This is a genomic window from Pseudanabaena sp. CCNP1317, from assembly GCF_034931345.1.
GTDB classification, from domain to species: Bacteria; Cyanobacteriota; Cyanobacteriia; order Pseudanabaenales; family Pseudanabaenaceae; genus Pseudanabaena; species Pseudanabaena galeata.
On sequence record NZ_JAYGIF010000096.1, the window covers coordinates 64,462 to 76,838 of the forward strand.

Genomic DNA, 12,377 nt, shown 5'->3' on the forward strand with positions numbered 1-12,377 from the left:
ACGCTTCGCGTAGCTAATTTATTATTTGAATTTATTATGCGTGTTGTATTTTTTGGGACTCCCGATTTTGCTGTTCCTACCTTAGAAAGATTATTGTCCGAGCCAGACTTTGAAGTGGTGGGTGTGGTATCACAGCCCGACACAAGGCGTGGACGCGGCAACCAAGTTAGTCCACCACCAGTAAAAGCTGCTGCGATCGCCCGAAATCCCAATCTCAAAATTTGGCAACCCAATCGCCTCAAAAAAGATAAAACGGTACTCGCGGAACTTGAGGCTCTTGAGGCTGATGTATTTGTAGTAGTTGCCTATGGACAGATTCTCTCGCAAAAAATCTTGAATATGCCAAAGTATGGATGCATTAATGTGCATGGTTCATTGCTGCCAAAATATCGGGGTGCGGCTCCGATCCAATGGGCGATCGCCAATGGGGAAAGCATCACAGGCATTACTACTATGCAAATGGATGCAGGCATTGATACGGGTGCAATGCTACTCAAAGCAGAATTAGAAATCTTGCCTATAGACAATACAGACACCTTGAGTATGAAATTAGCTAATCTTGGTGCAGATTTATTAATTGATACTTTACGGCGATTAGAGACGATTACCCCTGAGCCTCAGAATGAAGATTTATCTTGCTATTCACCAATGATTGGACGTGATGATTGGCAATTAGACTGGAAGTTGGAGGCGATCGCCTTGCACAATCGAATTCGGGCTTTCTATCCCAATTGCTATACAGATTTTCGTGGGCAAAGATTGAAAATCACTCAGACAGAAGTTATTTCTGAAGATGAGAATCCTGATCTTGTGGGAAAAGTGATAGAGATTCTCAAGGGTAAAGGATTTGTGGTGCAGACTGGTAAAGGGCTATTGCTAATTAAAGAGGTGCAGCCTGCGGGTAAGAAATTACAATCAGGTTGGGATTTTGTGAATGGTATGAGAATAGCGATCGGTGAGTCTTTGTCATAAAAATAGGCGGCGCACTGCGCCGCCTATTTTATATTAGGGTTTTTTAGCTGGAGTGTCGCTAGGTGCTTGTGCGGGATTGGTGAATGGAGCCTTTTGAGCAGGAAGAGCGGCAAGACGTTTTACTTCATCTTTAAATTCAGCAGGAGCAAGCTCTAATCCTTTATCAAAGAGCTTCTTAGCCTCGTCCTCCTTGCCTTGAACTTGTCTTAATTGAGCCTTACCAACGTAGGGACGAAAATCTTTGGCATTTTCTTTGATCATTTGATCGTAAGTAGCGATCGATTCATCAATCCGATTTTGTTGACGATAGACTTCGCCAAGAATCCAACGTACAGAACCAGTATCCACTGTGTTTGCTTGGACTTTGTTGGCGGTTTCCGCAATCTTAAGCGTATCTTGAAGAATTCCGATCGCTGCTTCAGGACGTTTATCATCTAGCTCTATGCTAACTAGACTCTGGATTGCTGGTATATATCCTGGTTTTGTAGTCAAGATTTTACGATACTCTGCTGATGCATTTTTAGTGTCTTTGAGTTCGATGTAGGTACGAGCTAAGGTCATCCGATATTCGGGCTGATCGGGAAAGGTATCGGCAAGGGTTTGTAAAGGTTCGATGGTTTCTTTAACTTTGCCAAGTTGATTTCTAAGATTTACTAGACCAATCAGCGCGGTTTGATTTTTAGGATCGCTTTTTAGTACAGCCTCAAACCCCTCAATCTGAATTTTGATCCGCTCTTGCTCTGATGTATTTTGGTTGGGGTTATTAGCTGCTTGCTGGGCAGGTGGGGCAAACAACCCGCCAATTAGCGGGGCGATCGATACGCCCAAAAATGAGAGCGTAACTACGATTAAGACTCCATTAATAATCCATTGTCTTGCTGTACGTTGTGTCACGATATTCACCCTAAATCAAATACATCATAGTCTACCCCAACTGTAACTATAGCAATCCTAAATAGGTTGTGAGAGTGCGCCCCGAAGGGACACACTCTCACAACACTCAAAATCCTACAACTCATTTAGGAGCGCTATATAGCCAATCTTGTTAAGTATAAAGTGAGTTCGATATCGCCATTTGCGGCGTACCGACGTTACCGCAATTACCGATCAAACGAACCACAAGAAAATTTTTGAAAGCGTTGCAAAGCAACGCTTTCAAAAATTTTCTTGTGGGTTTGAGCACAAAGCGCTGTAGGACAAATCAAAGCCCAAGAAGTGAGGGGCTTTGTTATATAGCAATGTAAGTGTTGCTTAGGACATAAACCCAAAAAGATGAGTGGCGGCGCGAAGCGCCGCCACTCATCTTTTTGGGTTCTATCTTTTGCGTTGCTATAAAATGTAGGAGCAATTCACGGATTGCCCCCTACGGAATATTAGAGAACAAGGGGCTTAAGCCCCTTGTTCTCTAATATTCCGATCGCCTAATTGTCAAACAAGCCCATTCTTGGCGCTTCCAAAAAGTAGCAATTACCCATTTGTAGGCATCCAGAGCCTCAGCCACCTTTGGTACTTGCTCGACCAAAATTCCACTTAAAATTCCCCAGCCATTTTCACCAACCAGCTTATCGAAATGGGGAACCATATCAACAATGATATCGGCAAGAATATTACAGGTAAACCCATTCGCAGGAGCGGGCATATGGGCAATCAAATCTTGAATACTGCCCTCTGCAACCCAGATTTTATCTTCAGGAATATCATTCAGTTGACGATTGTGATTAGTTGCCTTGATCGCCAGAATGTCATTATCGATCGCATAGGTTTGACTTGCTCCAATCAGCAAAGCCCCAATACTGAGAATCCCTGAACCACAACCAACATCGGCAACCACAATATTATCTTCAGGTTTTGCACCCCAAAGACGCATTTCTAAAGCTTCTAAACAAAGCTGTGTTGTGGCATGAGCGCCAGTACCAAAAGCACTACCAGGATCGAGACGTAGAATTTTGCGATCGCCATCGGTGGGTGGATCAATCCAAGCTGGATAAATTACCAACATGTCACCGATTTCCTGAGGACTCCAATGCTGTTTCCAGCTCGATGACCAATCCTCGTCGTTAATTACTGTCCATTGCGTAATTGGTGCTTCGTAATTCCAAGCGATCGCATCTTGCTTTAGCCATAGCGCCAAAGCCGCTAAATCTAAAACATTACCTTTTTCAACAGGCAAATAACTACTAACGCGAATCTCTCCATCTTTTTTTTGGCTTGCCATTCCTTGACAGCCAAAATTTTGTAATCGCCAGAAAATCTGCTCTTCTAGAGACTGTTCGGCTATAACTTGGATTTCCCACCAACTGTTATTAGAGGTAAGGCTCAAAGGTGACATCTGGCGCTTATGACTATGATATGAATGATTATATTTGGGTATATGCGATCATGTGAAGCGCTGAATATCGTAACAATATCTAGTCTTGGATATATTCTTGTTGCTGCAACATTGCTAATTCTGCTCGTTGCGCTTCACGTCCTAAATATGCAGCATGGTCAAATAGTGTAACAGGACAAGGCTGGGTGTTTTCAAAGATTTCTACACATAGTTCCTTAGCAGTACGACCTGTAAATAACTGCACTGCTTGGCGATCAACTTTACCTCTAGCAGGAATTGGCTTTCCTGTCTCAGGATCAACGGCTAAGCCCTGCTCATTGATGATATTGCTGTAGTGTTTCGCACAAATTAAATTTTGTTGGCGATCTACATAAATAATAAAGTAGCCACTAGGATCGAGAGCTAGCGATCGCTTTGATAATTGCTCATCAATGTTCTGGAGTTGTTGAGTAAGTATGTTCGTGTCAGCAGTCAAGTTCATTAACTTTGAGGCAAGAGAATATTTTTCTTATCTATGATACGACTTACAGCAGCAATTCTTAATTATGAAACCGATTTTGGTGTTTCCAGTGCCTTTGGCACTGGAAACACCAAAATCGGTTTTCTGAAAGCCCGCCAACGGCGGGCTTTCAGAAAACCGATTTTTATAACGAGAATTACTGGACTTACAGCGCTGAAGTTTTGCAGAACTAACTGATCCTATACAATGAAACATAGCAATCCTAGATGAGTTTTGAGAGCGACCCTTCGGAGCGTTCTCAAAACTCTGCAAATCTTACAACATATAGCAAATTTCCCACTTGCCATAGCCTATAACTAGAGGGGCGATCGCCATGCCAGCCAAAGTACTTGATGGACGTTACAAACTAATTAAGCAGATCGGTGCAGGTGGATTTGGGCATACATTTATCGCGAGGGATATGCGCCGACCTGGATCGCCACCCTGCGTCGTCAAGCAATTAAAACCCGCTAGTGATGATCCTAGTTTTATTCGCGAGGCAAGACGGCTATTTAACACTGAGGCAGAAACTCTCGAAAAGCTAGGCAGGCATGACCAGATCCCGCAATTGCTTGCCTATTTTGAGGAAGATAAGCAGTTCTTTTTAGTGCAAGAATTTGTAGAAGGGCGATCGCTTCATGACGAACTCAAGGCTCCTTTGCCTGAAGTGTCAGATTTAGATAATGAACCGCAAGATCGGATTCTGGCGGAACTTGCCAATATTGATGCACCAGTGCGAGACAAACAACTCAGCGAAGTTGAAGTAATTCAAGTTTTGAAAGATGTTCTTGATGTTTTGGAATTTGTTCATTCAGAGGGGGTAATCCATCGCGATATTAAGCCAGACAACTTAATTCGCCGCAAAAAAGACCGCAAAATTGTCCTAATTGACTTTGGTGCGGTGAGAGCTATGCAAGATGCTAGTACCCAACTGACCGCCAATGAGAAAGGGGAATCACGATTTACGGTCACCATCGGCACACCTGGTTATATGCCCAGTGAGCAATGTGCAGGGAGACCAACTTACAGCAGTGATATCTATGCTCTGGGTATGGTGGCGATTAAGGCCCTTACAGGTTACGGTTCCACTGATCTGCCAACCGATCCTGCTACGGGGGAACTAGTCTGGCGCGATAAAGCGCAGGTTAGTAACGGACTAGCCATGGTATTAACTCGGATGGTGCGATATCACTATACACAACGCTATCAATCAGTGCGTGAGGTCAATCAAGGTATTAGCACCTTTGCGACGATGACTGAAGTGGAACGTCAAGCCACAACAAGCAAGATTGTCAGGACAACTGTTCTTAATGGAACGGACAAATTAGCTAACTCTAATGTGGCGACTTCTTACAAATCTAGCTCCACCACTCGTCGAACAGTTCCCGCTCCATCTGCTAGCTCTAACTCAGGAGTTCTATTTCTATTTGGTGGACTGTTGGCAGTAGTAGCGGTAATTGCTGCTTTTGCTTTACCAGCAATGATGCGAAATAATCAGCCCGCAGTTATTGTCAATAATCCAGCGATACCTGTCAAGCCGATAGTACCTGAAGCTAGTCCTAGTCCAACATCGGCAACCATTTCCAATACTTCTATAAATCAAGTTATCAATTTAGAAGTTAACAAAGATTCTTTCTTTCCTAACAAGCTAGTGGGCGATGGCACACATACTTATACAATTCAGGCTAAGTCTGGTCAATTGCTCAGTACAGCAATTACAGGTAATGGACTATTACTTACTGTCCTGAATGCTCAAGGGGTTCCCCTATCCAATGCTGTTAATGTTGTCAATGCCGATGTCCCCATTACGTCTGATGGAGCCTATGTCGTGCAGATCAAGGGTATTGGCGGCACTTCTGAGATCCCCTATCAATTAAAACTCAATCTGAAGGAGACGGCGATCGCTCAACCAACGGCCAGTCCCACAACTCCTCCCTTAATTTCTCCATTAGTATCACCAACTCCCACAGCAGGAACACCTAGTCCTAGCTCTCCAACACCTACGGCAACACCCACACCTCCACCTCCACAAATCGAAATCAAAGTTAGAGATAGATAAAAGGCAAACTAGAAATGGCACGGCAAAGCCGCGTCATTTCTAGTTTGAGACCATCATGAAAATATATGGAATTGATTTTACGAGTGCACCTAGCAAAACTAAGGTAATTACTTGTGTAGAGTCATTTTTAGAAGCAGATATTTTGCATATTGAGAAGTTCTATCGCTTTACAGACTTGCTCTCTTTCATGGATTTTCTCCAGCAATCGCCATCTTGGATTGCAGGGGTGGATTTTCCTTTAGGACAGCCTCGTAAATTAATCGAGAACTTGCAATGGGGAGAAACTTGGGCGGAATATGTTGCTCACATTGGACAAATGACAAAGCAAGAATTTGTGGAAACCTTAAATCAATATCGTCAGGGTCGAGCTAATGGCGATCGCGAACATTTGCGTCAAACTGATCGGCTCACAGGCGCAATTAGTCCGATGAAAATTTATGGTGTACCTGTTGGGAAAATGTTTTTTGAAGGCGCACCTAGAATGCTTAAGGCTGGGTTTAGCATTTTGCCTTGTCATCCCACTGACGATCCACGCATTGTCATGGAGATTTACCCTGCCCTAATCGCAAGAAGCATCATTGGTAAGCAAAGCTATAAATCCGATAGCAAGCAAAAACAAACCTCGGAAATGAAATTTTTGCGCCAAGAAATAATTAATCAGGTGCGATCGCCTCTTTCTTCATCAAAATACGGCTTTGTAGTCGAAGTTAATCAACAGCTTGACGGGGAATGTGTAGGTGATGCGTCGGGAGACACAATCGATGCTGTACTTGCGGCAATTCAAGCAGCACAGGCTTCTCGACAAGTAAATTATGGGATTCCTGAAACCTGCGATCGCCTCGAAGGATGGATTTGTGCATAAAAAAGGCAGCACGAAGTGCTGCCTTTTTTCAAATAGTGTGAGCGCAAAGCGCTGTATGTCCTAACAAGAATAGTGACAGCTATAGAGTTATAAATTGGCGATCGCCTTTCGCATTAACTCTTTGATAAAAGGCACATCATGGTGAGTTAACTCCCACAAAGTATTGAGATCCACTTCTAAATAGCCAAACATCAAACTATCACCTACACTAGCCAAACGTCGCCAGTTAATTTGGGGATACTGATCCATAAAACTAATCGGCAATCGCTTCGCCGTTGCACCGATCAGCCCAATCGCCCTTTCTACTGCAAAAATTGTTTTTTGGTCGCGACTAAACTGCATAAAATCTATCTCTGATACAAATGACTCCGTAGCCGAGATCGCCTCTAAAATATCCTGTATTTGTATTTCAAGACGATGGTTATTATCCTCGATTTCAGCAGGAATACTCGCTTTACTATTTGTCATTAGCTTTTTTCCCTTCAAAGGATTTAGTCTAACATTCAGATGCAATTGCGAAAATTGACAATATTGCCGATGACAGCGATCGCAGGTGGCGTAAAGTTACTTTCTTGAACAAGTTCAACAATATTACCCAAACAGCCAATTAATTCAGACTGATCGGCGCGGGTTCCCTGACGAATTAAAGCTACAGGTGTTGTTTCAGGCAAGCCAGCCGCGATTACTTTGGGAACAATTTCACCTAAATTATGTAATCCCATATAGACCACTATCGTTTCCGCAGCTTGTGCGATCGCTGTCCAGTTAATCTGAGGACGATATTTCCCCGCCGACTCATGCCCTGTCACAAAAATTACCGACGAGCTAAAATCACGATGGGTCAGGGGAATACCTGCATAGGCTGGAGCCGCAATCCCTGAAGTAATACCGGGGACAACCTCCACTGCTATTCCCGCCGCTCGCAAGTCGGCAAGCTCTTCGCCACCACGCCCAAAAATAAACGGATCTCCCCCTTTCAAGCGCACCACTATGGAATGTTCCTGAGCTTTCTCAATTAATAACTTCGTAGTCTCTTCTTGCAGCAAAGAATGATTACCACGTCGCTTACCCGCATGAATTTTTTCGGCGATCGGATTAATCATCGCCAGAATCTCATCGCTGACCAAAGCATCGTAAAGCACTACATCACAGGTTTCTAATAATGCTTTGCCTTTCAGAGTCATCAACCCTGAGTCCCCAGGTCCTGCACCAACTAAATAAACCTTACCTAAAAACCGATCTGAGGCAGGCTGAATAACTTGTTGTAAATCAGTATTTGTCATTCGTTATCAAAACCTTAATCAAAACTTGAGTATCTAAGCCAAATATTGCAAGGCGATCGCATCTTCATTTTCCTCATGTATTGTATTTATAGAAGTTATAAAGTTCATCGCAAAGCGTCGTATTTTATAACAAATCATTCCAATTGTAGAAGTTATAGAGTTCATCGCGAAGCGCTTTACTTTATAAAAACATTCTAGAAGTTAGGAAATACATCATGAACCATCATGATCCCTAGAAATTGAGACGCAGCCATCTTGTCAAGCCAAATCAAGGAGAAATAAATAAAGCTTACATATTTAATTAATTCAAAAATATGTCTAAAAATCTTCTTGAGATGTAACGAGTACAACGAATCAAAATGAGGCAGGCGTGAATCTTACTGACTTTACTAAAGCAAATCTTACCAAATCGAGCCTAGAAGGAATCAACCTCAAAGGAGCAGATCTCAAGCGCGTTAATCTCAGTGGGGCTAAACTTGCAGATGCGATGCTTGCCAAAGCGAACCTCACAGGTGCATTTCTTCATAGAGCTGATTTAACCAGAGTCAATCTGGTCGAAGCAAATTTAACCGAAGCAAATCTTACCTCCGCTTTCTTAATCAAAGCCGATCTTCAAAGAGCCTGTCTCAATGAAGCCTATTTAGTTGCCGCCAATCTCAATTCGGCTAATTTAACTAGCGCATCTTTGATTAGCGCCGATCTCAGTCTTGCCACCCTCACAGGAGCCTGTCTTAACGGTGCAAATCTCAGTCGGGCTAAGCTAAATGGCACATTTTTTATTGAGTCGAATTTATTGGGAGCCGATCTAAGTGATTCGGACTTCACAGGCGCACTGATGATCAAAGCCAATCTCAGTGGTGCAAACCTAAGTCAGGCTTGCTTGATCAACGTTGATTTGACAGAAGCCAATCTCACAGGTGCAGAGTTGCAGGGAGTCGATCTCAGTGGTGCTATCTTAAATGCCGCCAATCTCAATGCTGTTGATCTTGTTGAGGCAAATTTAAGTGGTGGTTCACTTAGTCGAGCTAACTTGGGCTGGGCAAATTTATTAAGAGCAAATTTAGAAAAGGCAAATTTAGTAGGCTCTGATCTAAGTTGGGCAAATCTGAACGAAGCCAACTTATCCGAAGCTGACTTGAGTTGGACAAATCTCACGGGGGCATTTTTGATGAAATCCAACCTCGGTGGTGCAAATCTAAACGGGGTTAATCTATCCAATGCCAATCTCAGTGGTGCAAATTTAAGTGGTGCTAACTTAATGGGTGCAAATTTAAGTGGTGCGGATTTGAGCAATGTTGATCTACGTGGTGCTTACTTAATCCGCACTAATTTACACAATGCAATTTTGAATGAAGCAAATCTAACGGGTGCAAATCTTGACGAAGCAGTACTAAACGGAGCTAGTTTAAATAGAGCCAATCTCAACCGCGCCAACCTTACTAGAGCTAGTTTGACAGGAGCTAATTTGAAAGGGGCTTTTATGTTGTGGACAAACCTGAGAGGAGCTTTCATGCTATGGACAAATTTAGACGGGGCAAATATGACAGGAGCCATTTTGCCAACGGACAAGTAATAACCGCATAGGTATGGGCAAATTCTATTCCTATGCGATCGCAAAAATATGGTGTGAAAGAGTAATGAAAGCTAGAGAACTGATCGATCGCTATAATCAAGGCTTTCGAGATTTTAGTGATATCGATCTCAGCCGAGAAAATCTTAGTGGTGTGGGTTTGACCGCAATCAATTTGGCTAATGCCAATCTGAGTGAAGCTAACCTATCCTGCACTACTTTAAATGAAGCCAATTTGTACGGTGCAAAGCTAAATACTACTGTCCTCTACCGCGCTAGCCTCAGCGATGCAAATCTCTGTGAGGCGGATCTAAATGGTGCTAGTCTGATTAAGGCTGATTTGCATGGTGCTAGGTTGGAACGGGCTAATCTAAGGGATGCTGACCTAACTGGCGCAAATCTCAATGCCGTGAGTCTCGTCAACTCTGACTTGACAGGAGCCAATTTAAGTTGTGTGTCTCTAGTCGGAGCCAATCTAGAGGGAGCAAATCTCGCAGAAGCATTTTTGAAAGGAGCAAACTTAGATGGGGCAAAACTAAATGGAGCTAATCTTGAAGGCGCTAATCTAAGTGGGGCAAGTTTTAGCGAAGCTAATCTTAGTCATGCAAATTTCTCGGCTTCAGATCTTTCCCATGCAAACTTGTATGCAGTTAACCTCTGTGACGCTTTATTATCCAAAGCAGATCTGAGTGGAGCTAATCTAAGCAATGCAAATCTAAATGATGCTGATCTCCAAGATGCTGATCTTAACGGTGCATTTTTGGTTGACGCTCAGTTAGGTCGCGCATGTCTAGAGGGTGCAAATCTTAGTAAATCCAATTGTTATAAAGCTAATTTTAACGGTGCATTTTTACTAGGGACAAATCTAAACGGTGCAAATTTGAATTGTACGGATTTCTCCAATGCTTCTCTGCAACCAGTCGATCATGAGGCAGATCGCAATCCAGAGTATGTAATACCAAGTTAATAAATGGCATAGCCATTTATTAACTTGGTATTACATACCCTGAGTCTGGGTTTTAATTCATAAAAGTGTGGTCGCACTTGCGTGAATTAGTATAACTGATGAGAAAAGTTAGTAAAAGTTAAGCCATTTGCCGTAGAAACTGTAATGGTATGTAGGTACGTCTTGTCTAGAGAGAGAAAACCATAAAAAGCGATCGCGCTAGAAAATAATCAGTTAGGAATGAAACATGAACGCAACTACAAAAGAAGTCGAAAAAGAAACAACATCCCCAACAGCAAAGCTTGCTAACCCCAAATATAAGCGTATTTTATTAAAACTCAGTGGCGAAGCGCTTATGGGCGATCGCAGTTTTGGTATTGATCCTGAAGTCGTTCAAGATATTGCTTTGCAAGTTGCCGAAATTGTTAAAGATGGGATCGAAGTAGCGATCGTAGTTGGTGGTGGCAATATCTTTCGGGGCATCAATGGCGCAGCTAAAGGCATGGATCGAGCCACAGCCGATTATATTGGCATGATCGCCACCGTGATGAACGCACTTACTTTACAAGATGCCTTTGAACAATTAGATGAGCCAATTCCCACAAGAGTGATGTCGGCGATCGCCATGCAGGAAATCGCTGAACCATATATTCGCCGCCGTGCCATTCGCCACCTTGAAAACAATCGGGTGGTTATTTTTGGCGCAGGTTCAGGTAATCCCTATTTCACCACCGATACAACTGCGGCTTTACGTGGTGCGGAAATTAATGCTGACGTAATTTTGAAGGCAACTAAAGTTGATGGCATTTATGACAGTGACCCTAAGAAAAATCCTGATGCAAAACGCTATCAATCCGTTAGCTTTGACCATGCCTTAATCAATGATTTGCGCGTAATGGATGCAACAGCCTTTGCCCTATGCAAAGAAAATGGCATTCCCATTATTGTGTTTGATCTTGGTGTTACAGGTAACATTCGTCGCGTCGTCATGGGAGAATCGATTGGTACATATGTTGGAGGTTCCTGTGAAGTTAACTGATGTTGAGGCGCGAATGCAGAAAGCTGTAGAAGCGACCCAGCACAATTTTAATAGTGTGCGAACGGGGCGTGCTAATGCTTCGCTATTGGATCGAATTACTGTGGAATATTATGGGGCAGAAACACACCTCAAAGCTTTGGCAAATATTTCTTCGCCTGATGCTACGACTTTGATGATTCAGCCTTTTGATCGCAGTAGTATGCGTGCAATTGAGAAGGCTATATCTGAGTCGGATATTGGGCTAACCCCAAACAATGATGGTACTAGCATTCGCCTAAATATTCCGCCGTTAACGACGGATCGCCGTAAAGAGTTGGTAAAAATGGTTTCCAAACTCGCCGAAGAGGGCAAAGTTGCGATTCGTAATGTGCGTCGTGATGCGATCGATTCATTGAGGAAGCTAGAAAAGGCAAAAGAAATTTCTGAAGATGATTCTAAAAGCCAACAAGAGCAAGTAGATAAGTTAACGGAAAAGTTCGTTAAAACTATCGATAAGGTAACAGCCGAAAAAGAAAAAGAAATTTCCACAATCTAAAAACAAAAAGAAGCACCCCAAGGGTGCTTTTTTTGTTTTTAGACATTCTGAATATTTCGTATCTTTGATTAGCTTCTTTGGTGAAAGCCCACTTTTTTAACGTCAGTTCGACAGAGTAGACAAAAGCAAAAGAAAAGCTGAGACTAGGTTTGACAGACTAAAAGCCTCAGCAATATGAACAGTATCGTATCGCACTTGGATATCACGCGAATCTTCTGTGAAGTGGATGATTTCTGCGAAAGCTTTGAAAAACACTGGCAAGAGCAACCAATGTTGCCATCAA

The 12,377-nt window shown here is 42.8% G+C and carries 12 protein-coding genes; 7 read left to right on the forward strand and 5 right to left on the reverse strand.

Annotated features, from left to right (window positions below):
- The first annotated feature begins 36 nt into the window (after positions 1-36).
- Positions 37-972 (forward strand): methionyl-tRNA formyltransferase, encoded by a 936-nt coding sequence (fmt, locus tag VB775_RS16575; protein WP_281005391.1) that lies wholly within the window; start codon positions 37-39, stop codon positions 970-972.
- Positions 973-1,005: 33 nt separating this feature from the next.
- Here fmt and VB775_RS16580 read toward each other — a convergent pair whose 3' ends face one another.
- The 3 genes from VB775_RS16580 to VB775_RS16590 all read right to left on the reverse strand — a co-directional run bounded on the left by VB775_RS16580 (position 1,006) and on the right by VB775_RS16590 (position 3,782).
- The gene (locus tag VB775_RS16580; protein ID WP_281005390.1) at positions 1,006-1,866 is read right to left on the reverse strand and encodes a tetratricopeptide repeat protein; all 861 of its coding nucleotides are present in this window, start codon (positions 1,864-1,866) and stop codon (positions 1,006-1,008) included.
- Between the two features lie 511 nt (positions 1,867-2,377).
- Positions 2,378-3,301, reverse strand: coding sequence for a 50S ribosomal protein L11 methyltransferase (prmA, locus tag VB775_RS16585; RefSeq protein WP_281005389.1), 924 nt, complete (start codon positions 3,299-3,301; stop codon positions 2,378-2,380).
- A gap of 79 nt (positions 3,302-3,380) precedes the next feature.
- The gene (locus VB775_RS16590) at positions 3,381-3,782 is read right to left on the reverse strand and encodes a DUF4346 domain-containing protein (protein ID WP_281005388.1); all 402 of its coding nucleotides are present in this window, start codon (positions 3,780-3,782) and stop codon (positions 3,381-3,383) included.
- A gap of 352 nt (positions 3,783-4,134) precedes the next feature.
- Between VB775_RS16590 and VB775_RS16595 the strand changes: the two genes are divergently transcribed.
- Both VB775_RS16595 and VB775_RS16600 read left to right on the forward strand, forming a co-directional pair.
- Positions 4,135-5,859, forward strand: a complete 1,725-nt coding sequence (locus tag VB775_RS16595; protein ID WP_281005387.1) for a serine/threonine-protein kinase — start codon at positions 4,135-4,137, stop codon at positions 5,857-5,859.
- 55 nt (positions 5,860-5,914) lie between these two features.
- Positions 5,915-6,721, forward strand: coding sequence for a DUF429 domain-containing protein (locus tag VB775_RS16600; protein WP_281005386.1), 807 nt, complete (start codon positions 5,915-5,917; stop codon positions 6,719-6,721).
- An 87-nt stretch (positions 6,722-6,808) separates the two neighbouring features.
- On the opposite strand, the gene VB775_RS16605 is transcribed toward VB775_RS16600, so the two are convergent.
- Positions 6,809-7,189 (reverse strand): DUF86 domain-containing protein, encoded by a 381-nt coding sequence (locus VB775_RS16605; RefSeq protein ID WP_281005385.1) that lies wholly within the window; start codon positions 7,187-7,189, stop codon positions 6,809-6,811.
- A gap of 35 nt (positions 7,190-7,224) precedes the next feature.
- On the reverse strand, positions 7,225-8,004 hold the full coding sequence (gene cobA, locus VB775_RS16610; RefSeq protein WP_281005384.1) for a uroporphyrinogen-III C-methyltransferase: 780 nt from the start codon (positions 8,002-8,004) through the stop codon (positions 7,225-7,227).
- Positions 8,005-8,374: 370 nt separating this feature from the next.
- Here cobA and VB775_RS16615 point away from each other — a divergent pair, with 370 nt between their 5' ends.
- From VB775_RS16615 to frr, 4 genes are all read left to right on the forward strand, one after another.
- Positions 8,375-9,577 carry a pentapeptide repeat-containing protein gene (locus tag VB775_RS16615; protein WP_281005383.1) on the forward strand — a complete coding sequence of 401 codons (1,203 nt, stop codon included), beginning with the start codon at positions 8,375-8,377 and terminating at the stop codon, positions 9,575-9,577.
- Between the two features lie 13 nt (positions 9,578-9,590).
- Complete coding sequence (locus VB775_RS16620) at positions 9,591-10,541, forward strand: pentapeptide repeat-containing protein (protein ID WP_281005382.1); 951 nt, start codon at positions 9,591-9,593, stop codon at positions 10,539-10,541.
- Positions 10,542-10,767: 226 nt separating this feature from the next.
- Complete coding sequence (gene pyrH / locus VB775_RS16625; RefSeq protein ID WP_281005381.1) at positions 10,768-11,559, forward strand: UMP kinase; 792 nt, start codon at positions 10,768-10,770, stop codon at positions 11,557-11,559.
- On the forward strand, positions 11,546-12,094 hold the full coding sequence (frr, locus tag VB775_RS16630) for a ribosome recycling factor (protein ID WP_281005380.1): 549 nt from the start codon (positions 11,546-11,548) through the stop codon (positions 12,092-12,094). Before pyrH ends, frr begins: the two co-directional genes overlap by 14 nt.
- Positions 12,095-12,377 lie beyond the last annotated feature (283 nt).

Bases quoted from the DNA above. Each gene is read 5' to 3' on its own strand.
- fmt (WP_281005391.1), top strand. From the start codon at position 37: ATGCGTGTTGTATTTTTTGGGACTCCCGATTTTGCTGTTCCTACCTTA.
- VB775_RS16595 (WP_281005387.1), top strand. From the start codon at position 4,135: ATGCCAGCCAAAGTACTTGATGGACGTTACAAACTAATTAAGCAGATC.
- VB775_RS16590 (WP_281005388.1), bottom strand. From the start codon at position 3,782: ATGAACTTGACTGCTGACACGAACATACTTACTCAACAACTCCAGAAC.
- VB775_RS16600 (WP_281005386.1), top strand. From the start codon at position 5,915: ATGAAAATATATGGAATTGATTTTACGAGTGCACCTAGCAAAACTAAG.
- VB775_RS16605 (WP_281005385.1), bottom strand. From the start codon at position 7,189: ATGACAAATAGTAAAGCGAGTATTCCTGCTGAAATCGAGGATAATAAC.
- prmA (WP_281005389.1), bottom strand. From the start codon at position 3,301: ATGTCACCTTTGAGCCTTACCTCTAATAACAGTTGGTGGGAAATCCAA.
- cobA (WP_281005384.1), bottom strand. From the start codon at position 8,004: ATGACAAATACTGATTTACAACAAGTTATTCAGCCTGCCTCAGATCGG.
- pyrH (WP_281005381.1), top strand. From the start codon at position 10,768: ATGAACGCAACTACAAAAGAAGTCGAAAAAGAAACAACATCCCCAACA.
- VB775_RS16620 (WP_281005382.1), top strand. From the start codon at position 9,591: ATGGGCAAATTCTATTCCTATGCGATCGCAAAAATATGGTGTGAAAGA.